The sequence below is a fragment of the Cognatundibacterium jejuense genome (genome assembly GCF_014284255.1).
In the GTDB taxonomy this organism is placed as follows: Bacteria; Pseudomonadota; Gammaproteobacteria; order Burkholderiales; family Burkholderiaceae_D; genus Undibacterium; species Undibacterium jejuense.
In genome coordinates this window covers 1-23,835 of the sequence record NZ_JACOFV010000028.1, presented here as the reverse complement: position 1 = coordinate 23,835, position 23,835 = coordinate 1, and the positions used below count along the sequence as shown (strand labels likewise).

Annotated in this window: 20 protein-coding genes; 14 read left to right on the top strand and 6 right to left on the bottom strand. The window is 43.7% G+C overall.

The window, feature by feature from the left end:
• Positions 1 to 279 precede the first annotated feature (279 nt).
• From H8K32_RS19575 to H8K32_RS19565, 3 genes are all read right to left on the bottom strand, one after another.
• The gene (locus H8K32_RS19575) at positions 280 to 477 is read right to left on the bottom strand and encodes a hypothetical protein (RefSeq protein ID WP_186914254.1); all 198 of its coding nucleotides are present in this window, start codon (positions 475 to 477) and stop codon (positions 280 to 282) included.
• 213 nt (positions 478 to 690) lie between these two features.
• On the bottom strand, positions 691 to 2,847 hold the full coding sequence (locus H8K32_RS19570; protein ID WP_186914252.1) for a PAS domain S-box protein: 2,157 nt from the start codon (positions 2,845 to 2,847) through the stop codon (positions 691 to 693).
• 536 nt (positions 2,848 to 3,383) lie between these two features.
• Positions 3,384 to 4,265 (bottom strand): LysR substrate-binding domain-containing protein, encoded by an 882-nt coding sequence (locus H8K32_RS19565; RefSeq protein ID WP_186914250.1) that lies wholly within the window; start codon positions 4,263 to 4,265, stop codon positions 3,384 to 3,386.
• 117 nt (positions 4,266 to 4,382) lie between these two features.
• Here H8K32_RS19565 and H8K32_RS19560 point away from each other — a divergent pair, with 117 nt between their 5' ends.
• Entirely contained in the window at positions 4,383 to 5,312 is a 930-nt protein-coding gene (locus H8K32_RS19560) for a DMT family transporter (RefSeq protein ID WP_186914248.1), read from the top strand.
• Between the two features lie 170 nt (positions 5,313 to 5,482).
• Here H8K32_RS19560 and H8K32_RS19555 read toward each other — a convergent pair whose 3' ends face one another.
• The gene (locus H8K32_RS19555; protein ID WP_186914246.1) at positions 5,483 to 7,819 is read right to left on the bottom strand and encodes a TonB-dependent receptor domain-containing protein; all 2,337 of its coding nucleotides are present in this window, start codon (positions 7,817 to 7,819) and stop codon (positions 5,483 to 5,485) included.
• Between the two features lie 411 nt (positions 7,820 to 8,230).
• Here H8K32_RS19555 and H8K32_RS19550 point away from each other — a divergent pair, with 411 nt between their 5' ends.
• The 3 genes from H8K32_RS19550 (at position 8,231) to H8K32_RS19540 (ending at position 11,398) form a co-directional block, all read left to right on the top strand.
• A complete protein-coding gene (locus H8K32_RS19550; RefSeq protein WP_186914245.1) occupies positions 8,231 to 9,235 on the top strand; it encodes a LacI family DNA-binding transcriptional regulator in 1,005 nt (334 codons plus the stop codon).
• Between the two features lie 92 nt (positions 9,236 to 9,327).
• Entirely contained in the window at positions 9,328 to 10,734 is a 1,407-nt protein-coding gene (locus H8K32_RS19545) for a metallophosphoesterase family protein (RefSeq protein ID WP_186914243.1), read from the top strand.
• 385 nt (positions 10,735 to 11,119) lie between these two features.
• Positions 11,120 to 11,398, top strand: coding sequence for an alpha/beta fold hydrolase (locus H8K32_RS19540; protein WP_186914242.1), 279 nt, complete (start codon positions 11,120 to 11,122; stop codon positions 11,396 to 11,398).
• 67 nt (positions 11,399 to 11,465) lie between these two features.
• Here the strand turns inward: H8K32_RS19540 and H8K32_RS20785 are convergent, their stop codons facing one another.
• Complete coding sequence (locus H8K32_RS20785; protein ID WP_390312306.1) at positions 11,466 to 11,708, bottom strand: helix-turn-helix domain-containing protein; 243 nt, start codon at positions 11,706 to 11,708, stop codon at positions 11,466 to 11,468.
• A 364-nt stretch (positions 11,709 to 12,072) separates the two neighbouring features.
• Here H8K32_RS20785 and H8K32_RS19530 point away from each other — a divergent pair, with 364 nt between their 5' ends.
• The 9 genes from H8K32_RS19530 to H8K32_RS19490 are packed head-to-tail and all read left to right on the top strand — an operon-like array spanning position 12,073 to position 20,576.
• Positions 12,073 to 12,957 carry a decaprenyl-phosphate phosphoribosyltransferase gene (locus H8K32_RS19530; protein WP_186914240.1) on the top strand — a complete coding sequence of 295 codons (885 nt, stop codon included), beginning with the start codon at positions 12,073 to 12,075 and terminating at the stop codon, positions 12,955 to 12,957.
• A gap of 3 nt (positions 12,958 to 12,960) precedes the next feature.
• On the top strand, positions 12,961 to 13,386 hold the full coding sequence (locus tag H8K32_RS19525; protein WP_186914239.1) for a divergent PAP2 family protein: 426 nt from the start codon (positions 12,961 to 12,963) through the stop codon (positions 13,384 to 13,386).
• A gap of 7 nt (positions 13,387 to 13,393) precedes the next feature.
• Entirely contained in the window at positions 13,394 to 13,801 is a 408-nt protein-coding gene (locus H8K32_RS19520; RefSeq protein ID WP_186914238.1) for a GtrA family protein, read from the top strand.
• Positions 13,795 to 15,093 carry an FAD-binding protein gene (locus H8K32_RS19515; RefSeq protein WP_186914237.1) on the top strand — a complete coding sequence of 433 codons (1,299 nt, stop codon included), beginning with the start codon at positions 13,795 to 13,797 and terminating at the stop codon, positions 15,091 to 15,093. The genes H8K32_RS19520 and H8K32_RS19515 overlap by 7 nt, the downstream gene beginning before the upstream one ends.
• Complete coding sequence (locus H8K32_RS19510) at positions 15,094 to 15,831, top strand: SDR family oxidoreductase (protein ID WP_186914236.1); 738 nt, start codon at positions 15,094 to 15,096, stop codon at positions 15,829 to 15,831. It begins immediately after the preceding gene.
• Complete coding sequence (locus H8K32_RS19505; RefSeq protein WP_222613204.1) at positions 15,828 to 17,324, top strand: ArnT family glycosyltransferase; 1,497 nt, start codon at positions 15,828 to 15,830, stop codon at positions 17,322 to 17,324. The genes H8K32_RS19510 and H8K32_RS19505 overlap by 4 nt, the downstream gene beginning before the upstream one ends.
• Before the next feature lie 10 nt (positions 17,325 to 17,334).
• Complete coding sequence (locus H8K32_RS19500; RefSeq protein WP_186914234.1) at positions 17,335 to 18,672, top strand: sensor histidine kinase; 1,338 nt, start codon at positions 17,335 to 17,337, stop codon at positions 18,670 to 18,672.
• On the top strand, positions 18,666 to 19,916 hold the full coding sequence (locus tag H8K32_RS19495) for a sensor histidine kinase (RefSeq protein WP_186914233.1): 1,251 nt from the start codon (positions 18,666 to 18,668) through the stop codon (positions 19,914 to 19,916). The genes H8K32_RS19500 and H8K32_RS19495 overlap by 7 nt, the downstream gene beginning before the upstream one ends.
• An 18-nt stretch (positions 19,917 to 19,934) precedes the next feature.
• A complete protein-coding gene (locus H8K32_RS19490; RefSeq protein WP_186914232.1) occupies positions 19,935 to 20,576 on the top strand; it encodes a response regulator in 642 nt (213 codons plus the stop codon).
• A gap of 64 nt (positions 20,577 to 20,640) precedes the next feature.
• On the opposite strand, the gene H8K32_RS19485 is transcribed toward H8K32_RS19490, so the two are convergent.
• Positions 20,641 to 20,976 (bottom strand): hypothetical protein, encoded by a 336-nt coding sequence (locus tag H8K32_RS19485; RefSeq protein WP_186914231.1) that lies wholly within the window; start codon positions 20,974 to 20,976, stop codon positions 20,641 to 20,643.
• Between the two features lie 447 nt (positions 20,977 to 21,423).
• On the opposite strand from H8K32_RS19485, the gene H8K32_RS19480 reads away from it, so the two are divergent.
• Positions 21,424 to 23,481 (top strand): extracellular solute-binding protein, encoded by a 2,058-nt coding sequence (locus H8K32_RS19480; RefSeq protein ID WP_186914230.1) that lies wholly within the window; start codon positions 21,424 to 21,426, stop codon positions 23,479 to 23,481.
• The last annotated feature ends 354 nt before the right edge of the window (positions 23,482 to 23,835 follow it).

Below are 23,835 nucleotides of genomic sequence, written 5' to 3'. Positions count from 1 at the left end.
GTGTCGCCGACGCCGTCTAGGCGTATTGATTCCATCTTCCATCATGTACAAGTGTCCACTTAATAAGTGGACACGATCATCTACGCTTACGCTCTTAACTTCAAGATGACTTCACCGGGTGCTTACTCTAATCCGGTTAATGCAGATAGACGGTCTCGTTCGTTGGGAGGAATCTCAGGCGTTTTCATACATTTCTCCAAATTTCATTGAATTATCATTATTGCTATGAACATTCTTATGTTATACGTAAAAATATTGCTATTTAAAGTATATTGTTATTCAGGTATGGATCGGGATGACGATTATGTAGGTAAATTGATATGGAGAGGTTTCGTCAGACTCAAATGTAGAGATAAATAAGTCTTTAGTAAAATAATGCTTTAGGGCTAACTCCAACTTGTCTTTGACCTGTTCTGGCGTATCGGTTAGTGTACCGTTGTACCAGGCTTGTTTAAATCCTTCTCCCTCATAAATCATGATTTTATACTTGTTTTTAATTTCACTAATTATGTTGGAAGTCATGGTTTTTGTCGTCTGATGCTGAAGATTTGGCATAAATTTTGACTTCTCTTACTGGTTACTTTTGTATATGAGTTTGTTTAATTTGAATTGTTTTATAGTGGCAATGTTTTTTTGATAAGACATTAAAATTTTATTTTTAATATGTAGCGATTCACCCAACATATTGTTTCATTTTAAAGGTGTGTACTTGGGCGTTGTTAGAGGCAAATGGATCTTAAAAATTGTACCAACGCTCACTTCAGAAAAAACACGAATCTTCCCACCAAGAGCGTTGACAATGTTTTTTACGATAGACATCCCTAATCCAGTTCCACCTTGACCAATTTTTGTACTATAAAACGGTTGGAATAAACGGTTTAAAACCACGTCATTCATTCCGCATCCATTGTCACTGATACTTATTGAAACCACCTCCGACGTTGTTTCGGCATTGATCGTTACTACGCCATTTGTGCGATTTTCGAATGCATGTAGGTAAGCATTATTTATTAAATTAATAATGATTTGTCCAATTGCACCAGGTATGCTATCCATTACGATTCCACTTGGAATCGCCATATCAACTTTATGAGGTTTGCGTTTTAAAGTTGGTGCAATCGTATCAATAACTTCTTGTACGGTGACTGCTAAATCAAAATGACGACGTTGCTCACTTGACTGATCGGCGGCGACTTGCCGAAAACTGTTTAACAGTACCTCGGCACGCTTTAAATTCCGATCGATAATCACCGCACCCGCGTCGATTTCAGCAATAGCCTTTACTAATTGTGCTTTTTTTAGCGCATTTTTTTCCATTGACATACGGAGTTCACGACTCAATCCAGATAATGTTGTTGCCGCCAAGACGCTATTACCAATGGGGGAGTTGAGTTCATGAGAGACGCTGGCGGTCAACGTACTCAACAGTGCTTTTGCTTCACTTCTGATTAGTTCTTCTTGTGATTGATGTAATTTTGATAAAATTGATGCAAGCTCAACAGTCTTTTCTTCAACGCGTTTTTCTAACGTAATATTTAAATTTTGCAGCACTTCTCGTTCGGCGACACGTTGTGTAATTTCTTCATGAGTACCAAACATGCGCTCCGGACGACCATCTTTGGTATAGGTCATAATTTGACCACGGGAGAGCACCCACACCCAATACCCGTTACGATGTCGCATTCGTACTTCACACTCATAACGTTCACTTTGTTCTTTAAAATGGCGATCTAATAAGTCGTCAGATTTTTGCTTATCTTCTGGGTGTAAAAATTCAAGCCAAGTGGCAACGGAAACAGGTTCAAGCTCCTTCAAAGTAAAGCCGATAATTTCACACCATCGCTCGTTAAATGCGGCCGCACCAGTTTGAATATTCCATTCCCATGAACCCGTGTTTGTGCTCTCTATAATGTATTCAAACCGCTTTCGCTTTTCTTCTAATTGACGTTCAAGTGCTAAACGCTCAGTGATATCTTCAATGACTTCTAAACTACGTATTACATCACCTTGAGCGTCACGTTCCAAATCACGAGAGAAAAGTACATCAAGAGTTGAGCCAGATTTGGTTACTATTTGGCATGGAATATTGTGATAATAATCTTTATTTGAAAAGGCTGGCAAAATAGCTTCGAGTACATGCTTCCGAGACTCGGGTGTAAAAAAATTCAGTGACGATCGACCTATTACTTCCTCTCGTTCATACCCTAATTTTTTTATTAATGCATCGCTAATAGAAAGTATTTCGTCATTTATGTTGGTCGACTGCATTAACGCAGGAGTTGATTCATAGAGCCGTAGCAATCGTTGCTCGCTTTGACGTAATTTTTGTTGCATTTTCGTCATTGAATCAAACAATAGTTGCTTGCCTAGCGCTGCACCCAATACCCCCGCCATTAATCCTAATAATTGGATATCTTCTTGATCAAATGCTGAAGTGAGTTCAGACATTACTTTGAGTACGCCAACGACTTTTCCATTTTCAAAAAGTGGTGTACAAATCATTGACCGAACCCCGACGCTGCGGCAGGCGTTTGCATCAACCCGTGCGTCGGTTTCAGTATTCTCACAATATAAAATGGTTGCTGACTTAACGCAGAGACCAGATAGGCTATTTTTACGGGACAGCCGCAAGTTTAAGTGGTGAGATAGCGCGCTACTTGTCGCCTTGTAAACTATGAAATCACCGTCAACCAATTCAATGACAGCTCCTTTGGCTTCGGTAAGCTCTTGCAGCTGATTAACAACAAGTTGCATGAATACATCGAGATCGAGATCAGCCTCTGCAATCAATGATTGTGTTTGAATTATTCGTTCAAGTTGTTCTTGACGCGACAGCGTACTTTTCATTTTATTTGAATGGTATTTTTAAGAAAGAATAGGTAATGGTACGGTTGATATGAAATCGTGTCGAAATATTTTCGACCGACTATTTTCTCGAAGATAGACATAGTGTCATATTTCATCTTCTTCGTTGTATTGATAATGGACGTTATTCAAAATAAAACGCCATTATTATGCTGGTTGTAAGTCGTTGTTATAATAAAACATAGAAGTTATCTTATTTTATGAATTGCAAAATATTTGAGTTGATCGCATCTAATCGTTTAAAGGACTTATTAGATTAGCGATTACTAAGTCGCTTAATTTTGTTTAATGAAAATAGAAATGCAGGGGAAATTAGATCGGCCAGTTGACTGTCTCTTATGTGCCGATTGTGATCACTCAAATACAATCAGTCAATCGCAGTCTCAAGATATATTTCTATCGCTTCACTAAAACGTTACAATCCAACCTTGGTATTTGAAAGCAATTGCATTTGCGAATAACAGGGGTTTGCAACTTGGCTTACGAGACAATCCACATGAACCGATTGAGCCCTTATGTTAAATAGAACTTTTTTTAGATTGCCAAATAATCCAATCAAAGAATCGGCGTGACACGGAATCAATCAACGTATCAGGATAGTAGACTAAGTGATAGGCGATTGGCGTTTTCAGTGTCAATGATTCCAGCGCAATTAAAAGCCCGGAGGCTAGTTCAGATTCTACTAATGCACGATGTACAAGGGCAAAACCGCGTCCAGCGATAGCGGCTTCGATAACCGCGTTTGAATTAACGAAGACGATCCCGGAATCAGACTTAATGTGATTTATACCCGCGGCATTGAACCATAGGCGCCAATCCCCCCTATGTTCGTCGTGAAGCAACAACTCTTCTCTGACGAAATCTATCGTTGCAGTCTTCTGCGGCGCAATTAATCTGGGACTACAAACTGGAATTAAGTCGTCGGCCAGGAGCACCCTTGACTGCAATCCTGGATATTCCCCCATGCCATGTCTTACCGCAAAATGAATACCTTCCTTACGAAGATCAACCTTACGATTTGATGTACTGACACGGACGTCAATATCTTTAGCCTGATACATAAAGTCCTGAAGTCGTGGCACCAACCACTGCGTAGCAAAGCCTGGCGTACAACTAACCAAAACCACCTGATTTTCATTGGTCATCAATTTGTCTGTGGCTCGTCCTATTAGAGTTAGCGCCTCCTGACATGCAAGATAATAATCTAGCCCTTCCGTAGTCAATTTTAATCCACGAGAGCGTCTTTCAAATAGCGGCCTCCCAAGAAATCCTTCGAGCTTACGCACCTGCTGTGTGACCGCGCCTGATGTTACATGTAACTCTTCGGCAGCGCATTTAACGCTAAGATTTCGCGCAGTTGCCTCGAAGAAGCGAATAGAAACGAGTGCTGGGAGTTTCATTTCAATTTAGTTTTACTAAAGTAAGTTTAGAACAAATGATTTGTTCATCCGATGATGTACCAATAATATAGCAGCAACGATATTTAGTAAAAATAAACATTAACCAAGGTAACCGTTATGAATCCTATGAGTCTTTTACGTCTGTTCTTGCTCGCAGCATTGTGGGGTGGAAGTTTTCTATTTATGCGAGTTTCTGTGCCTGTTTTAGGGGCAATACCAACAGCATTCTGCCGAGTCGCGTTGGGCGCATTGGGTCTGTATGGTTTGATTGCATTCTGGCGCACTGGTTTTTCATTCAAAGGAAAGTTCACTGCCACGTTATTTTTAGGAGTAATCAATTCTGGTATTCCATTTCTTTTGTTTGCGTTTGCAGCCAAAGTTCTTCCAGCTGGTTATAGCGCAATTATTAATGCAACCACTCCGCTGATGGGTGTTTTAATTGGGGCACTTGCCTTTGGTGAGCAATTTACCATGTCAAAGGCAGTCGGGGTTGTAACTGGATTTGCTGGGGTAGCAATATTAACGAGAACCGGACCGACTACAGTTAATGGCCCAATGCTTTGGGGAATAGCTTCATGTCTGGGTGCAACTGCTTGTTATGGTCTGGCGGGATTTTTGACGAAACGTTGGATTACGTTACGCGGCGGTCTGGGAAGTAGCAATGTTGCTTTAGGTAGCCAAATCGGGGCGATGCTTATGTTGTCGCCGTTTATGGTCTGGGACGAGGCAACTCATCCTTTGACATGGCACGATGTACATGCCAACGTCTGGATTTCAATGCTGGCCCTCGGTCTACTGTGTACCTCTTTCGGCTATGTACTTTACTTCAGGTTAATCGCAGATGTTGGACCAATGAAGGCATTAACAGTTACTTTCTTAATTCCATTTTTTGGAACTTTATGGGGCTGGCTTTTACTGAACGAAGTAGCAACCTTGGCGCATGCTTTTGGAGGAGGATTGATCGCGATAGCGCTATGGCTTATCCTGCAACAGGGATCATCCCAAGTTCAAAAAATAAATTCTAATAAGCAAATTGAAAGAGTCTAATTTTTGAATTTTTTAGTAAATTAATTCTGAATAATTTTATTTCCAATTCGACTGAAGGTTTAGTATCAACCGTTAGAATTCATATAAAAACTATGGGAAATAGGTGAAAACATGTAGTTACTGCAATTTTAAAATTGTTTTCACCTATACAGCGAACCGAAACTTCTCGATTAAATTCCTACTTTGTACCAAACATAAAATGTTCGTGGTGCTCCAATAAAGTAACGCCCTGATGCGGAGGAAGACGATTCTAGTTCTGGTGCTATGCCTGAGATGTAATGCTTGTTGGTGAGGTTTTCGACATTAATGCCAAACGTATGTATAGAAGTTCTGTAGGACATATTTAAACCCAGTAAGGTGACTCCGCTAACGGTTTCATCCACTCCAGAGTTTACTGCATTTGGATTGGCATAATAACCAGCCATGCTAGATTTAACCTTGACCGTTCCAGCGAGTTTTAAAGCTGAACTAGGTTGGTAGGATACTTCGGAAAACAAATTTTTATTTGCAATGCCAACGCAGTCCGAGTTGTTACGAATAAATCCTGCGGAAGGGTTACCGCTTCCGTCGACGCCACTCAGATTATATTTACATTGTTGGACCGTGCCAGCAACGTAGAGGCTCCAGTTACCAATCCCTTGTTTGTAGTTTACCTCGACTCCTTTGACGTTTCGGCCCTCAGGAATATTTAGTTTGGTCAACGTTGTTGCAATGTCAGAGGCGAAGGTCTGTTCGGCATGGATGATGAAAGATTGAAGTCCAATTGAATACTGGCTACCTTTTTTTCGAATTCCCAAGTCCCATGCTTTAGTCGTATCCATTTGACTTATAGGTATGCCAGGAGTTGTGGCTGGAGCGGCATTGGCTTGCACGGTTGGATCACTAATGCTGGCCGCATTTTTAGAAAAGCCTGTAAAAATTTGCACAGTCGGATTTATACTATATAAGGCCCCAAATTTTGGAAGGATGCCCGAATTGGCGTTTGCTTGATTGATGTAGTTAAACTTGTTACTTGAAATCTTCGAGGCGGTATTGCTATAAATTGGAGCATTAAAATCAACTGAATTTTGGAGATAGGTAACGCCGTAATTGATTTGAAGTTGCCCATCCATAAATTTGGATGTATTTGCCGCATAAAAGAGCTTTGTTTTATCGTGCCAATGCAGGTTGCTACTTGTTAAACTTGATATCGAACTATAGTCCTGGTTTTGAACTGGGTTCGTTAATAAATAGAAATTGCGCTCTTGGTTTGCTTGATATTTCTCTACCCATCCACCGATACGCCACGCAAAGTAATTTCCATCTGAGCCAGATAGCTCTGCTAAGAGGCCATTTCGGTTTGTGTAATAATCGTTTTCACGATAATAGATGCTGTTAGTTAAACCATTTAATGCAGTATAAGTGTTACCTAAATTAGCGAACTTGCCGGCACCATCTTGATGTGCGTTGTACGCTTTTATATCAAGCAGTATGTTGTACGGCAACGGTAAAGTACCGGAAATATAAGCCATTTTGTCAGTTCTTGGATTGCCGTAAAAGGCGCGGTAATTGACATCCGTCTTAGGATTTTTGCTCCAAGAATCTGTGTAGCCGTCTACATTCGGATTGGAATTGAAACTATTGAGCGTCACGACATTGGCGGCGCTCCTCTCATTAATATCATTATACGAATAGCGAAACTTCAAGTCTGCGCCATTGTCAAATTCTTTTACCGCTTTAAAGTCAACGTGATTTAGCGTGTTGGTACCAGATGGATTGATAACATACGAAACTTGAGACAAATTTCTGGAGGCGCTGATATATGCCTTTAAACCGGGCGCTAGTTCACCTGTGTTAAACAGCACATAAGCGCGTTTGGTCTCCGCACTTCCATAACCAACCTCTGCATTGATGCCGAAAATATTACTTGGGTCGGCAGTAAGGTAATTTATTTGACCCGCCAACGCTTGGTTGGTTGGCGCGCCTATTTCTCCTGCAGACTGCGATACCTGCACACTTGTTAGATTCGAACTATCGAAATAGCGAGAAGGAACCGAACCACCACCTAAGGTAGTTCTACCATTTGGGATTCCGTCAACCGAGAAACCAATACTATCTTTCTCAAAGCCACGCATATTGATCGTTGAGTCAAACGTGCTGCCACCAAATGCGTTAGAACTACCTTGTTGGATGCCGGATACTCGCTCCAGCACCTTGTCTGCACTGACCCCTGGCGGGTAATAAGTTATATCTTCTTTGGTGATTTTTATATTCGCTCGTACAGCTCTAAAACCAATGGCTTCTTCTAATCCCTTAACTTCAACTGTTTGCACTTGATTGTCATTGCTGTCAATTACCGGAGGTGCGGCAACGTTACCGTCGGAGCTCGCGACATTAATAGCATCACTTGCGACATTATTTTTGACGTTACCAACATATTTCGTTTCGACGTCAGCATTTGCGATTGTCGCCTGCGACATAGGCAATAAAATCATGAATTTTATTGCCTTGTTGAGATGTGGGTTCATTTCATTTTCCTAAGATTTAATGATGAAATTGATAATGCTCAGTAAATTCACCCGAAGAATTTAGCGAATTTGAAACTTTTAAATGAATCGTTTCACTGCGAAATATAAGGCAGGATTGTGACGTTAATATGACGTCAAACTAAAAAATCTATTTTTAAAATGTGCAAAAGAGAGAGCATAAATTCAATTTTTAGAGTGAAAAAAAGTGAATTTAACTATAGATTGATTAATTAAGAAAACTAAATAAGACTAACAAATTAAAGTCGTTCTTTTGATAAAAAAAATTGAAGAAAGTAATTTTAGTGAATCGTTTCATTCGTTGGTATAATTCCTCTCCATCAGCAAAGTTAAATGAAGGAAAATCTCAACTAACTACTCCCCTAGCAAACTCAATAATTAAAAATTGCGCTTATGTTGAAAAAACAAAAAATTACACTTAAATATGTCGCAGAGACCGCCGGAGTTTCACTTGCTTCGGCGTCTTACGCGTTGAATGGTGGTGGTTCGCTTGGTCGAGAAACGCGAGAACGGGTAATCGCTGTCGCACAACAATTGGGCTATAGCCCAAACCAGGCAGCAAAAACGATGCGTACCGGACGAACTAGTACGATTGGACTGGTGGTACCTGATCTAACGAATCCGTTCTTTCCTCAACTTGTGCAAACAGTCATTTGTGCTTTGGGAGAGGCAGGCTATGAGACCTTCGTGACAAATACATTGGGAGTAAAGGAAGTTGAAAATCGCTCAATTCAAACACTCATACAATTAGGTGTAGATGGGCTTATTTGGTTTCCGATCAGTGAGGCTAGCGCTACTGAGATCGAACTTCATGGAAAGCCAACTGTAGCGATTGATCGGTTCGTTCCTGGTTTAGATGGTGTTGTCGCTGATTGCTATATGGGCGGGCGTCTTGCTGCAGCTATGTTGATTGAAAAAGGACATCAACGCATTGGCATGATCAATGCGCCGTCAGAGGTACTCAGTGTACGTCAAAGAACAATGGGAGCTCGCGAATATGTCGAGGAGCACGGCCAACTGGTTTGGGAAGTTGAAGCATCTTTTAATCCCGATCTTGATTCCGATGTGATCAAGGTGCTCGCGGAAAAGAGAGTCACTGGAATCATCGCTGGTGCTGACGTGATCGCAATCGGTGCCATTCGTGTCTTACGTAGCTTGAGTATGAGCGTACCAGAGGATGTTTCGGTTGTAGGCTTCGACAACATCCCTTGGTGCGAATTGTCTTCGCCTCCCTTAAGCACCATTAGTTTCCCTATACATGAAATAGGGTTAGAAGCCGTGAAAATCTTATTAAATCGCATTGATAACGCTGCCGAACCTCACAAACGGGTCGTCTTCGACGTTGAGCCGATCCATAGAGATTCAATCGTGCCGCCGAAAAATATGTGCCACGACTAGATATTTAATCGCGTAACAAATCCCGTTAAAAGAAAATGGGATTCTAGCCGTATCCAAATTAATTTGATGCTTAACTACGAAAATGAAGGTCTATGAACACCTCCAATTTTTTGCTTTATGTGACTATTCCCTTTGTATTGTTTGGATGCAGCGGGTTGCCCCAACGATCGACGGAAGACGCTGCACTCGAGTCTAGCTGGATCTTGGTTGGGGAAAAAAACCAACAAATCGTTCGAGTAAACACAAACGCGGACATTTGCCCAAATATAATAATAGACTCGCAAATATACTCAATGCAGCTAAGAGCTGCCAAAGCAACCATAGAGCGAAGACCAACACCTAATTCGATCTCCGATTCAAAAGCTTCTGTGTTTTCCTCCAACACCTGCGAAATTACGGTGCCGCCGGGAGCAAAACGCGTCATGCTTGGGACAAAGGTTTTACCTGTATTGAAGGCTACATTAAACCGTATTTTAGTATTGGGCGACACTGGCTGCCGAATGAAAAAGAACGATCACGTATTCCAAAATTGCTCCGATGAAGATGCTTGGCCGTTTCCTCAACTTGCTAAAACCGCCGCAAGCTTTGAGCCAGATTTAGTCCTGCATGTAGGCGATTATCACTATCGCGAAACGGCTTGTCCTGATGATGCAAAGGGATGTAAAGACAGTCCTTGGGGCTACGGTTCAGATGCATGGTCTGCTGATTTCTTGCAACCTGCAGCTCCGTTGCTGTCAGCATCACCCTGGATTTTTGTACGAGGTAACCATGAGGAGTGCGCACGTGCGGGTCAAGGTTGGTTTCGCTATTTAAGTCCAGAACCATATACAGAACAACGTACTTGTGACTTGGAAAAAAATGACGCCGCCGCAAATTACTCACAGCCTTATGCGGTTAGTCTGGGCAACGATACGCAAATCATCGTATTTGATTCGGCCAAAGTTGGGCAAACTGCTATCGATCAAACCAATCCACAATATTTACATTATTGGGATAACTTCATGGTCGTCAATCAGTTGGCTAATAAGTCGACGGGAATGAGTATATTCACTAGCCATCATCCAGTATTTGGTTTCGTGCAATATGGAAATAATGCTCCTACTGGTTTTGGCGCGGCGTTGCAATCTGTGTTGGAGCCAATCAACTCCCGCCGATACTTCCCAGAAGGAGTGCAATTAGCTCTTCACGGTCATGTACATAATTTTCAAGCGCTGAACTTTGTGGACGAACAACCCGCTACATTCATTGTTGGCAACGGCGGTGACAACCTTGATCCAAAATTTCCGAAACCGTTCCCAATGGAAATTCAACCAGCTCCGAACGTTACTCTTAAAAATTTTTCACACACTAACCAATTCGGATTTATGTTAATGGAGCGAGTTGACCAGCAATGGAATTTTAAAATTTATACGAGGAAAGGAAAATTATTAAACGTATGCTCGATGCTTGTGGCAGGAAAAATTCAATGTGAGAAGTTCGGCGATATTGGTGATTTCTAACCCGGATTACAGTGTTATTGAAATCTGCTTAGCAACTCTTGCTGATGAAAGCATCACTAATACGGAAGCGTCCATGTCGAGTTTTTGAGAACGTTGAATGATTGGTAGTTTGCCCCTCCATGCGCATGCAGTTCGATATCTCGTGCCGTTCGTTTCAATTCGATGGTATGCATTCGGCATCGTCTTTTTGGTCGTAGTTGACATGCAGCCTGAAAATGGTTGGCTGCTTAAATTGGCGCAATGGGCATTGCTATTATCCGTCGGTCTTCTTGCGTTGATGCGCACCGAATATTGACTCAGCGGGGGTGTTTTTCCTACAAAAAAACCTGCGGACCAGTCTCAAGTCAAAGAGGCATTGGTTCAAAACCTTCGCGAACCCGGACGGATGGAAGCACTTCAATCTATAATAAAACTTTCCAAGGCAGATACAGAAGCTATTCTGCCGCATACTAAGGTACGAGCTCTCGTTGTAATGGGAACACGTGAACCAGACTTCGCTCATGCAAAAGAAGAAGCTAAATGGCTTGCCGCACAACTAGCTGCAGACACCCTGATTATTGAAGGAGCTGGGCACTATCCACACACCGAGATGCCGGAGCTAGTGGCGAAAAAATTGTTGCCATTCGTTGTCGGACTTAACAGGACACGTTCCGCTAACCAATAATCGTGAGGGACATTTTATGAATAATTGCAGTCGAAAGCGAAAAGTCGTGCAATCTGTTTTATTCGTTTTAGATTCTGCGATGCCTTAATTTGCGCTTTCTGAGATCAGAAATTAATTGCACATGAATAGGCAAAGCCTTTTGCCGAGGTGATAATTTTGACCTACGAATCTCTTCTTGCAAATCATCAATGCCTTTCTTTTGATAGCAAGTCCACCATTTCCGTAGTGTTGGCCGTGAAATGCCAAAACGCAAGCAAACTATGCCTGTGTTACCGAGTTCTTCATACAATTGAACCCACTTAAGTCGCATTCGAATTTTGTCATCCACTTAGACATTTTAGTTGAAATGATGTCTGTGAATGTCACACGTAATCGCTACAGTGGTTCAACTGTTTTTGCTAATCGTCCTGTCAGTTTGCGTGTATATGCATCTCGTTTGGTAACGGTGGTCGGTGAAGAAAGCACTTCAACCTTTCTTAGATCGTTCAATCTCATTGGTGCGTAACCCTACTTCAGACAAGGTTGTCATGCCAAAAGTTATGCTTCGGACATATGACTTTTGGCACATGTGCAAATTTTTATCCGCATCTACAATTCGCAACGTTGCCTATCCTATTCGACTAGAAAACGCCAGCGACTCAACACCCTTTAACCGACATGACTCAAGACAAGCTATGCAACTCAACTATGTCCGCTCTACATCGCGACTACATCTGTACGGATTGTTATTACTGATTCGTCCGCGGCAATGGCTAAAAAATGCTTTTGTTCTGGCACCGCTGCTATTTTCAGGAAAATTTCTCAATTTAGGAGAAGTCTACGCCGCACTGATAGCAGCACTATTATTCTGCATAGCATCGTCAGCGGCGTACATTATCAACGACATTCACGATATAGAGCGCGACCGTCGGCATCCGCAGAAATCGGTATCGCGCCCACTTGCCAGCGGCATCATCAGTAAATTGGAAGCCTTGCACCTGCTTGCATTGCTTTACCTAATTCTTGCTTGCGCGTGGTTCTTTGTTCCGCAGACTGTCTATGTGATCGCCGCCTATTTAATGCTGAACTACGCCTACACCCTGGTGCTCAAACACCAACCCGTTGTCGACATCTTTGCTATTGCCATCTGCTTTGTGCTCAGAGTGTATGCCGGTGCCGTCGCTTTGTCGGTCCCGCTTTCTGGGTGGATGGCAATAACCACGCTGTGCTTGGCGCTATATTTGGCTGCGATTAAGCGCCGCCAGGAACTAGTGCATAGCGGCATAAGTGGCAGATACGTCTTGAAAAATTATTCGATCGCCTTGATTGATCGATATGCGCAGAAATCGGCAACTGGTGCAGTCATGTTTTATAGCCTGTTCGTGATGTCGCAAAACCAGAAAATGATTATCACTATTCCTCTGGTTCTGTTCGGTTTATTTCGTTACTGGTATATCGTTGAAACACTCGATGGCGGCGAGTCACCAACTGACGTACTGATCGCAGATAAGCAAATCATGTTGATAGTAGTGCTTTGGTGTGCGACATGTTTGTGGATATTGTGGCCGTTGAAAGCATAGAAGATGAACTGCATTTATTTAATTACACCTATCCTTGCATGGGTGGTCGCCGGTACGATAAAACTGATCGTAAATTGCCTTCATCAGAGACGAATTGCCTTTGAGTTGATCGGCTACGGCGGCTTTCCGAGTACGCATAGCACGATCGTCAGCAGCAGCGTTGCGCAAATCGCGTTGCAAACGGGTATCACCTCTCCGTTGACGGGGCTTGCATTCACACTCGCTTTCATTGTACTGCTGGATGCCCATAGCTTGCGCGGACAAATCGGCAAACACGCGGTCGAGCTCAATTGTCTTAACCGCAAAATTCCCGGATCGCCAATACTTCGAGAAAGAATAGGGCACAGCAAAGCCGAAATCGCAACCGGCGTTTTGCTAGGGTGCCTGCTCGCTGTCATTGTCGGTTTATCATTTTCAACGGGACGCTGACGGGTTTATGCGCATCACTATCATCTATACCGGATTGGCGCTGATCGCCACACTTACCAATCTGCTCGCACAAATGCTAAGCCGCTTTCTGTATAACGGTAAACACAACGTCCTTGTTTCGTTAATTTGCGGCAGTGTTGCTGGCTTACTCTTGAAATACTGGCTCGATAAAAGGCATATTTTTCGAGTTCAAACTCACAATGTATTACAGAACGTCACCTCTTTTTCTCTGTATACGCTAAGTGGTTTGATGACGACCGTCTTATTCTGGAGCTCAGAATTACTGGCCGCGCATTTTCTACGTACGACAGCTTTCATCTATGCAATTGGCGCAATTGCGCTGTTGATCGGTTACACAATCAAATACCGTCTCGATCGGAAATTTGTGTTCTCTCAAAGGGCTCAACAATGTTAATGCATAGCTGGGGGCGCTACCCTTTGCAAGAAGCGATCATCCATACGCCGGGGGAGCGATCGGATTTAATGATTCATATGAAAGACTCTTCTACTTTGCTTGCACGAGGCATGGGGAGAAGTTACGGCGACAGTGCATTAGCAACGCAATTGATTGACACTCGCCGTTTAAATATGTTGATAGATTTCGATGAAGCGAACGGTTTTGTATGCTGCGAATCTGGTCTATGTCTCGCTGAACTACTCACGGTCGTCGTTCTCAAAGGCTGGTTCTTACCGGTAACGCCGGGAACCAAGTTCGTCAGCGTCGGTGGCGCGGTCGCCAGCGATGTACACGGTAAAAATCATCACAAGCAAGGTTGTTTCAGTGAACATGTGATTAGCCTCGATGTTCTACTCGCGGACGGTAGCATACTCACCTGTTCGGCATTGCAGAATGCAGATCTGTTCCATGCAACCTGTGGAGGGATGGGGCTGACCGGCATTATTTTGACTGTACGGCTTCAGCTGCATGCAATTTTCAGCACAGATATCGCTCAAATGGCATATCAAACCAAGGGCTTGCAGCATACGCTGGAATTATTCGAGCAACATGCGCAAGCGATGTATTCGGTTGCCTGGATCGATTGCCTAGCGTCAGGCCGGGAGCTAGGCAGAGCTGTGCTGATGTTGGGTGAAACAATTGTTCACGGTGTACTAGAACTCAGCAATAGAGCACAGATAACGCTACCCTGTATTCTGCCGGATAGATTGCTAAATCACTACACAGTTAAGGCATTCAATACGCTTTACTATCATACCGCAGCACGCCGGATACAGCAGCGCCTTCATTACGATGCATTCTTTTATCCTTTAGATCGAATTCAGTATTGGAATCGTCTGTACGGAAAGCGAGGATTTTGCCAGTATCAGTGCGTACTGCCGCATGCGGGAGCGTTATCCGGATTGAACGAGCTATTAAAAAAAATAGCAGCATCCGGACGCGCGTCCTTTTTGGCCGTATTAAAAAGTTTGGGGCCGCAAAATAAGAATTTCCTATCTTTCCCATTTGCGGGCCATACCCTTGCACTGGACTTCCAAATTGATGACGGCTTATTTGCATTACTTGATGAACTCGATGCTATCGTGCTTGCCTTTGGTGGTCGCCTATATTTGAGCAAAGATGCGCGTATGAGCACCGATACGTTCCGTCGCAGCTACCCAAACTGGCAGGCTTTCCAGCAAGTGCGCGCACATTACGGTGCGCTGGGCAAGTTCCGCTCGAATCAATCGCAACGTTTAGGTTTGGATTAAATGCAAAGGGTACTGATAGTTGGCGCAACCTCTGCCATAGCTGAAGCGTTCGCCAAACAATATGCGCAACAACATGCCAGTTTTTTTCTGCTCGCCAAAAGTCTTGAGCGTTTACACTTGCTTGCTGGGGATTTGCTGTTGCGCGGTGCAACAGCGGTCACTTACCAACATTTCGACGCTTTGGAAATAAGCTCGCACATCGCTGCAGTCGATAGCGCGATATACGCGCTGGGTGGTATCGATATTGTATTGATCGCTTACGGTACATTAGGAAAGCAGACGGCATGTGAACAAGATCCGCTTAAGAGTATACGCGAGCTGAACGTCAATTTTGTGAGCGTCGTCGCATTACTAACCATACTAGCACCACGTTTTGTCACGCAATCGTATGGCACGATTGCAGTGATCAGCTCAGTAGCAGGCGAGCGCGGACGGCAATCAAATTACGTCTACGGTAGCGCCAAAGCGGGCTTGTCCGCATTTTTGCAAGGATTGCGCAACCGCCTTCATCCTAGTGGCGTACACGTATTAACAGTTAAACCTGGTCTGGTAGATACGCCGATGACTAGCGAATTTCGTAAAGGAATGATGTGGGCAACGCCGGATGCTATCGCGTCCGGGATCGTCAATGCGATAGCTCAGCGCGATAGCGTTGTCTATCTTCCGGGATTTTGGCGCTATATCATGCTACTGATCAAGCTGATCCCCGAAGCTATTTTTCGACGACTGAGTTTATGATGCAAAAAAAAATTCATTGGCATGTATTTGCATTCCTGCTTGCCGTGCTGCTATTTCGTTGTTGGTTTTCCTACGTATTGCCGCTGACCGGCGACGAAGCCTATTTCGTTCTCTGGGGCGAACATCCGGCTGGCGGCTATTACGATCACCCTCCTATGATAGGCTGGTGGTTGAGTGGTTTGCTGCAAATGTCGCGCGCGGAATGGCTATTGCGATTGCCTTCAGTCTTATTACCTTTCGTTCTCGCCGCAACTGTCTGGCAGTTGCTGAAAACCTATAGTGTCGAACGTGCCCGCATTGGTGCCATGCTTGTAATACTGCAACCGACGAATATCTGGAATGTCCTGATCACCACTGATACCCCAGTGGTCTTTTTCTCAGTGCTATCTACGTATGCTTACCTGATGGCCTGGCGTCGCCAGAATTACGGCTGGTATGCGCTATCTGGCTTGTTACTTGGTGCGGCACTGTTGTCCAAATATTTTTCTCTGTTCACAGCCTGCGCAATACTGGCACACGTGTGCTTCTCCCGTCACGATCAGCAACGTTGGCGCGCACTCTTTATGATCGCATTTTGCGCAATGCCCGCAGCGATTTATCACTTATTGTGGAATAGTCAAAACGGATGGGTCAATTTTTTATTTAATCTACAAAACCGCAATGAGGATGCAACATTCTCGTTGCAGACGACATTACTCTACTTATTGTCGATCACGTATTTATTGACACCTTTTTTTATCTTCTATGTATGGCAACAACGCAACAGCATTAATCGCGTACTTTCTCAGGTCACAGAGATGTCAGCAATCGTGTGGCTCAACGGGATACCATTGTTGCTACTCGGAATTCTCTCCCTGTTCAAAACGATAGGGCTGCATTGGCTACTTTCATTTATGCCGATGTTAGTTATACCTTTTGTGCTTGCCTTACCCGCCCTGAGCTTAAAGCGCATTCTCAACTATTGTTGCGCATTTGCTGCCGTGCATCTGCTAACCATATTCGCGATTGCCAATATGCCGATGGAATTGTGGCACAAGAGCCATTTATACGACGGCATTGTATTAACCGTTAAAACTAACGAGCTACTAGCAAAAATTGCGCCATACGCTGGCGGCTACCAGTTAGCCACTGATAGTTATTCCAGCGCTGCAACGCTTGCCTTTCACGCACAGCGGCCGGTAGCTGTCTATGGAGAAGGCTCCTATCATGCACGTCAGGACGATTTTCTGACCGACTGGCATCAATTAAATGGGAAAAATATCGTAATTGTGTTTAAATCCCGACCTCAATTACTTAGCTATGAACATGATTTCACTAGTACGCAGTTAAGGATAATTGACTCCCACGGTGTGCGTTTCTATCTGCTACTAGGACAGAATTTTCAGTATCTGAATTACCGCGACAGAGTGCTTTCTCGCATACGCGTACGCTATTACCAAGCTCCGATTTGGTTACCTTCAGGTGCACATACACCGATAGATATTTATTTTTAAATTGAGTTTCATGCACCGTCTATTTACTTCGATTACCAAATCGTTTGCAAGAATCCAGCCTTCGACTATCGATCTCTTCCGTAGCATCGTGTTAATTGCATGTACGTTCATGCTCGTCTCGGGAATCTTCACCGTACTCGATATGCCGGCTGCAGAAATTTCCAACGATGCAACGAAAAACCGCTATCTTTCTATGCTGGTTATAAAGGTAAGTGCAGCAGTCGAAAACGAACAAGGCGTCAGTCCACAAGTCGAATATCGATTGTTTGTTATGATGTTTATTACGTTGTTAATAATGTTTGCATTGGCATTTTGGTATCGCACCCATTCCCGAATTCATCGTTCGCAATGGTTGAATCAGGCCTTACTCGCACTACAAATAGCAATTGCGATTCTCGTGCAACCCTGGACGGATCCTGGTTTGCAGTATTTAATCGCTGCTGAACTCGCCTTCATTTTGCCTTATAAAACTGCACTACTATGGATGTGTGGACAAATATTTCTGTTGGATGCCTGTAATTTTGCGCATCTTTCAACGCTACAAATAGGAGCCGCGCAATGCAATGTAGCAGGCGTTCATGCACCTCCATTCGCGGCGATGACCGCCCTGCAATGGCTAAAAGAAATGGTATTTCAAGGCATGGTGTTTTGCATAGGTTATTTTGTACACGCCGAAATACTTAGCCGAGCAACGCTCGCCGGGACCCACGCAGAGATACAAGCGACCGAAGCGATACTAACTGACACGGTACGTCTATCAGAGCAAAACAGGATTTCGCAAAGTTTGCATGACGTCATCGGAGATAATCTTGCTGCATTGAATATACAACTAAATCTTGCCAATCAAGAATCAGAAGCGCACGTAAAACCCTCCGTACGAACCGCGCAGACGTTGGCACAAAGTTTATTGAGCGAGATCCAGCAGGTAGTAGGTATAGAACGGGAGCACGATATTGTCGACCTGCGACAGACATTGCACAACTTATGCGCACGTATTCCTGCATTGACCATCAATTTGTCGTTGAGCGATCAATTCGCCAAGACTTCGCCTGCTGTCGCGCATGCATTTTTCCGCTGCGTACAAGAAGCGTTAAGCAATGTAATTCGCCATTCCGGCGCCGACACGATTCATATTCGAGGCACCGGCGATGGCGGCATGCTTTACTTAAGTGTTACCGATAACGGTACCCTTAGTTCGGAAAAAACGACAATTAACCATGGCAATGGCCTGCAAGGAATGCGCACCCGCCTCGAAAATCTGAGTGGAACTCTTGACTCCAGTATCGTGCGAGGCGGAGGTTTTAGACTGACGATTTGTTTGCCAAAGAATGGTCGAAAGTCATGCTAAAGCCAAATCAACTTTCAACGTTTGCGCTATTTCGCAAGCTGGCATTCGTAGTATGCTTAGCAGTTGGCATACAAGAACTTGTACCCGTTTGGTACGTCGGCCCACTCGCTCTGCCAATGCTACACTTTCCGTTGACGAGTTTGATCAAACTCTTTACTCCAGCGCATCCCAACGCCTCCGATTTGGCTTTCCTATTCAATGTGCTGATCTCAGCCTATCTGGCTGGCTTATTTTTGTTTACTGCGTCTTTCTGGATAAGAACTCAACGTGATTATGCGCTTGATCCTCATATCGCAACTGCTTTGATAGCTCTGCAAATAGTTTGTGCAATACTGGTGAATGAAGAACTATTGTTTCTGACCGCCGCCGAGCTTGCCTTCATTTTACCTAACCGTAGCGCGCTGATTTGGCTGGGTTTGCAAATTAGTTTGTCGATGGTGTTACATTTTTTACGTATGCCCACTCTTCACCCTGAGGTGTTGATTTGTAATCCGCTTGGCTCCGATTTGACAATACGAACATTGGAGCAAAGGAATGTCGACTTTTTTATCGATATCGCTACAGGCGCAGTGTTTCAAGCTATCACCTTTTGTTTCGGCTATCTGGGATCGTCGGAGCAGAGACAGCGGAACAAATTGCAGATAGCCCACGCCGAACTACTCGCTACTCAACAATTGCTTTCCGAGTCGACCAGTGCGGCCGAACGCGCACGCATTGCACGCGAACTACACGATGCAATCGGTCACCATTTAACGGCACTCAAACTGCATCTCGATATCGCCAACAGGAAGGCAGTATCTGGTGGAAGCGATGCGCTGCGTGCGTCACACGAAACGTCGCATCGTTTGTTGGCAGAAATTCGGAATCTGGTCAGCGTTGAAAGCCATCATCAACCTATTCATTTATCCAATGCATTGAAGATATTTTGTGCTGGCGTGACCCGCTTTAAGGTAGATTTGAATTTCCAGGATGCACCAAGCATTCGATCTGCATTGCTCACTCAACGGGTTTTGTCTTGTGTCACGACCCTGCTCGGCGACTTACATCGGCACTGCGACGAATACGCAATACGCTTAACAATTGCAGGAAGCGCCGCAGAAGTTTCGTTGCGTGTCAGCGATAATAAGGGACGGCCACTTACCATTAATAATCGCCGCCAGTTACTTGAGTTACTATCGACTGGGGCTGGCGATTCGCGCTGGGAGTTTGCGCAAGATGGTTATTTGTGTGTAACACTTTTTTAAATTAACAGGTTCGATATTATGATACGCGTGGCATTAGTTGACGATCAAACTCTGGTACGCAGCGGTATCTGCGGGTTGCTCGAATTGAGCGAAGATATACGTGTTGTTGCCGAAGCTGTTGATGGAGACCAAGCAATTGACGTGATACTTGCGACACAACCGGACGTTGTTTTGCTAGATATTCGCATGCCAGGCCGTTCCGGATTGGATGTTCTACAAGCGCTGAACGCGATGCACAAATTGCCGCCAACGATATTACTCACAACCTTTGATGACGATCACGCCCTATTCGCAGGAATGCGCTCGGGTGCTCAAGGCTTTTTGTTGAAAGATATTTCCCTCGAACGCCTAAGCGACGCTATACGCTGCGTCGCAGGGGGACAAACCTTGTTTCGTCCGGCGATTACAGAACGGGTATTGCAGGGTTTGAAAAATACGTCGTCAGCGTTTGCTCCATTGAATTTGCCGGATCCCCTTACAAGCCGAGAATCAGAAATTCTTGCCCTGATGGCAGGCGGCTTTAACAACCGAGAAATCGCCGATGCCTTAGGACCCAGCGAAGGAACGATCAAGAACCACATATCGAGCATCTTGTCGAAGTTAGGAGTACGCGACCGCGTGCGAGCAGTGCTAAGAGGGTTGGAGTTAGGTCTGATCTAGACAGCAATGGTGTCTCGAACTGATTGACTTGCATCTAGCTACGGTTATAACCGAACTAATATAGCTAAACGGAGACGATCATGCTTGCGTTCAAAGTAACGGTGCTGCCTAGTTGTAGACCGGAGCCGAAATTTGTAGTTTCTCTGATGAGAGAATTAACAATATAAAATAAAAAAACGGATTCACAGGAAGTGAGCTTTGGCCTTTTTGGCGTAAAAAGGAATTTAAACAAGTTACAGGCCCGCTTCTTTTTTTGATGCATAATTGCCACACCATTGGCGCTTGAGGCGTTTGCATACGCTGCACCACCATTTAACATTGCATCTGCCTTAGCATATTTTGCGTTAATAGTTGCCGCCACCTTGCCAGCTTCAATATGGAAAAGTGCATGCTTTTGCACGCACTCCGAATGGGTGGACATGTTCCTAAACTTTTTTTCATTGCCATGCAGCCACTTCATCAACTCACAGCAATTGTCTTTTTCTATCGCCGTTGCGTCTAATATTTTTTTTTGAAAATTGCTGAACGTAAGTTCATTTTCTATTCTCCGTGCTTACCTATTGCTTCGTTTAAATCCATGATGGTCTCCTCAAAAGGGGGGAGGAAACGGTTGAATATTTTAAAGTAAATAAATTGTCCCACATTACCGATAGAGACTATTTGATAGTTGAGCATCCTTAAAAAAAATTGGCTGCAATAACACTATGAGAAGCGTGAACCCCAAAATAACGACATTATCTCGGGTAGGTTTATAATTTATGTTAAAAAACTTCATGAAAGCTTAATTTACTTAGACAAGAAAAATATCGCTGCTAAGATAAAAGCGAAGTGAAAGTGGAGAAGTGTCATGAAAATTTTTTTTTCTTTAATATTCATTATTTTTAACGCAATTATTTTACGTGAACGTGTTGTTGCGGCAGAAATCGACCTAAATAAAAAAGAAGTCATTCTATCCGCTGCGGAACAGCCTCCATATCTAGGGAAAGATTTACCTAATATCGGATATGCTGCACAGGTTGTGACCGAGGCTTACAGTCGCGTAGGCTACAAGGTAAAGATCAACTTCTTTCCACTTGCTCGTGCAAATCAAATGGCAATGCAGGGCGAATCGGATGGATATTTAGCCATATACTCTGGCAACGTCAGTGAAGCTGATTTTCTTCTTTCAAATTCCTTCCCTGCGGGTCGTTTCGTACTAATGAAAAAAGCTGCTTCTAAGCTTGTGGATACGAGAACCAACAAAACAGATAAATCTGGATTTTTAAAAAATATTTCCAAATACCGAGTTGGTTTTACCAATAAAGCAGCCATCCCCCCCGAGCTAGTTTACGCGGACCAATCGAAAAAAGTTATCGTAAACTCTGACCTCGAAGGACTTGATATGCTAATGACGAACCAGCTCGATTTGATGCTACTAGACAAATTGACAGCGGGAGATTTAATAGCGGAACAACGTCCACAATATATTAATCAATTGGAGATATTTGCCTCTTTGTCGACCAATAATTTTTACATTGGTTTTCCCAAGTCATCTTCAAAGACAGGTCAATTAAAAGAGGAATTTAATCATGGTCTGCAAATATTAAAAAAGGATGGCACTATTTACAAAATTATGTACAACCATGGCTTAAGTGCAGCTATCTTGCCTGCGAGAGGTAACACCACTCTTACCATAGGCACATTAAACATAGCATCAATGCTTACGCTACAAAAACTATCAGTGGAGTACCAAAAAAAGCATCCAGATATCAGCTTTGACTGGAGAGTATTAGATGAAAAAACACTGCGCTTACGTCTATTGTCGGACTTGGCTATATCGGATGGGCAGTACGATATTCTGACCATCGGTGCGTACGAAACACCAATTTGGGCTAAAAACAACTGGATATTACCGCTTAAAAATCTGTCACCTCAATATGGTATTGAAGATGTAATCAAGCCAGTTCGGCATCTGCTATCGCTCGATAATAACTTATACGCTCTGCCATTTTATGCAGAAAGTTCTATGACTTATTATCGGAAGGACCTTGTAGCAAATGCTGGGCTCAGCATGCCTGAAGCACCAACATACAACGACATAAAAAGAATTGCAGCCGCTATCCATGCTCCTGAAAAACAGATTTATGGCATTTGCCTACGTGGCGATCCTGGATGGGGTGCCAATATGGCTTTACTAACGACGATGGTAAATTCCGCTGGTGGGCGTTGGTTTGATGAAAGATGGAATCCAACGATTGATACCTCAGAATGGAGATTGGCACTTCAGACGTACATAGAGTTGCTAACGTTGTACGGCCCACCTAAACCCGAAGAACAAGACTATGCGAAAAACCTTACCCTTTTCCAAGGGGGGCACTGTGGAATTTGGATTGATGCAACCGTCTTCGCAAGCGCACTCCTAGATCCTAGACAATCAAAAGTTGCTGACAAAATTGGTTTTGTACGCGCGCCAGTATTCCATCTAGCGACAGGGTCAAAATGGTTATGGACTTGGGCTCTTGCTATTCCGAAGTCGTCGAAAACATCGGCTGAAGCAATGAAATTTATCGAATGGGCTACTTCAAGGGAATATATACAACTTGTCGCAAAAAAATATGGTTGGATCAATATTCCTCCAGGTACCCGTTCCTCCACTTATGAAGAAATGCATTATCGTACAGTTGCACCCTTTGCGGATGCAGTTTTCAGAGCAATTAGTGAGGACGATATCAATAATGCGACGCTGACACCACGCCCTTATATTGGAATCCAATTTGTCGAAATTCCTGAATTTGCCTCAATTGGAAATAACATGGGGCGGCTGACATCATCCGTTTTGGCAAAAAAAATATCCGTAGACATGGCGTTAAAGTTAGGACAAAGGGACGCTGCCGTCCAAATGAGAGAGTCTAAATACATTCATTAGTAAGCGCTGGAGAGATAGTGGATTTATACGCGCGACTCTACGACGTGGAACGCGAAACAAGCTTGCTCAATCCGGCGCGACGATTGGCCATTCGTCAAACATAAGCCAAGCCCGTTGCAGACGCTTTACGCCAATGGTGACTGATTCAACGTCAACGAGTCCCCAGTGGCGGCGCTACCTTCGAGGCAATCGAATACAGTTTGAATCGCTGGTCGGCATTGACACATTACTGAGCTTCCCCCGAAATTTAGTTCCCCAAAGGTGACGTAAAATAAACGTAACTTTGGAAAGACAAATGATGAACAGGATACCAAAAAAAGCTTACACCACCGAGTTTAAAGAACTGGCCGTTAA

Coding starts and splice junctions, on each gene's coding strand:
- H8K32_RS19530 (WP_186914240.1), top strand. CDS start 12,073: ATGCAACTCAACTATGTCCGCTCTACATCGCGACTACATCTGTACGGA.
- H8K32_RS19545 (WP_186914243.1), top strand. CDS start 9,328: ATGAACACCTCCAATTTTTTGCTTTATGTGACTATTCCCTTTGTATTG.
- H8K32_RS19500 (WP_186914234.1), top strand. CDS start 17,335: ATGCACCGTCTATTTACTTCGATTACCAAATCGTTTGCAAGAATCCAG.
- H8K32_RS19560 (WP_186914248.1), top strand. CDS start 4,383: ATGAATCCTATGAGTCTTTTACGTCTGTTCTTGCTCGCAGCATTGTGG.
- H8K32_RS19515 (WP_186914237.1), top strand. CDS start 13,795: ATGTTAATGCATAGCTGGGGGCGCTACCCTTTGCAAGAAGCGATCATC.
- H8K32_RS19480 (WP_186914230.1), top strand. CDS start 21,424: ATGAAAATTTTTTTTTCTTTAATATTCATTATTTTTAACGCAATTATT.
- H8K32_RS19490 (WP_186914232.1), top strand. CDS start 19,935: ATGATACGCGTGGCATTAGTTGACGATCAAACTCTGGTACGCAGCGGT.
- H8K32_RS19510 (WP_186914236.1), top strand. CDS start 15,094: ATGCAAAGGGTACTGATAGTTGGCGCAACCTCTGCCATAGCTGAAGCG.
- H8K32_RS19575 (WP_186914254.1), bottom strand. CDS start 477: ATGATTTATGAGGGAGAAGGATTTAAACAAGCCTGGTACAACGGTACA.
- H8K32_RS20785 (WP_390312306.1), bottom strand. CDS start 11,708: ATGCGACTTAAGTGGGTTCAATTGTATGAAGAACTCGGTAACACAGGC.
- H8K32_RS19495 (WP_186914233.1), top strand. CDS start 18,666: ATGCTAAAGCCAAATCAACTTTCAACGTTTGCGCTATTTCGCAAGCTG.
- H8K32_RS19505 (WP_222613204.1), top strand. CDS start 15,828: ATGATGCAAAAAAAAATTCATTGGCATGTATTTGCATTCCTGCTTGCC.
- H8K32_RS19565 (WP_186914250.1), bottom strand. CDS start 4,265: ATGAAACTCCCAGCACTCGTTTCTATTCGCTTCTTCGAGGCAACTGCG.
- H8K32_RS19525 (WP_186914239.1), top strand. CDS start 12,961: ATGAACTGCATTTATTTAATTACACCTATCCTTGCATGGGTGGTCGCC.
- H8K32_RS19570 (WP_186914252.1), bottom strand. CDS start 2,847: ATGAAAAGTACGCTGTCGCGTCAAGAACAACTTGAACGAATAATTCAA.
- H8K32_RS19540 (WP_186914242.1), top strand. CDS start 11,120: ATGGAAGCACTTCAATCTATAATAAAACTTTCCAAGGCAGATACAGAA.
- H8K32_RS19550 (WP_186914245.1), top strand. CDS start 8,231: ATGTTGAAAAAACAAAAAATTACACTTAAATATGTCGCAGAGACCGCC.
- H8K32_RS19520 (WP_186914238.1), top strand. CDS start 13,394: ATGCGCATCACTATCATCTATACCGGATTGGCGCTGATCGCCACACTT.
- H8K32_RS19555 (WP_186914246.1), bottom strand. CDS start 7,819: ATGAACCCACATCTCAACAAGGCAATAAAATTCATGATTTTATTGCCT.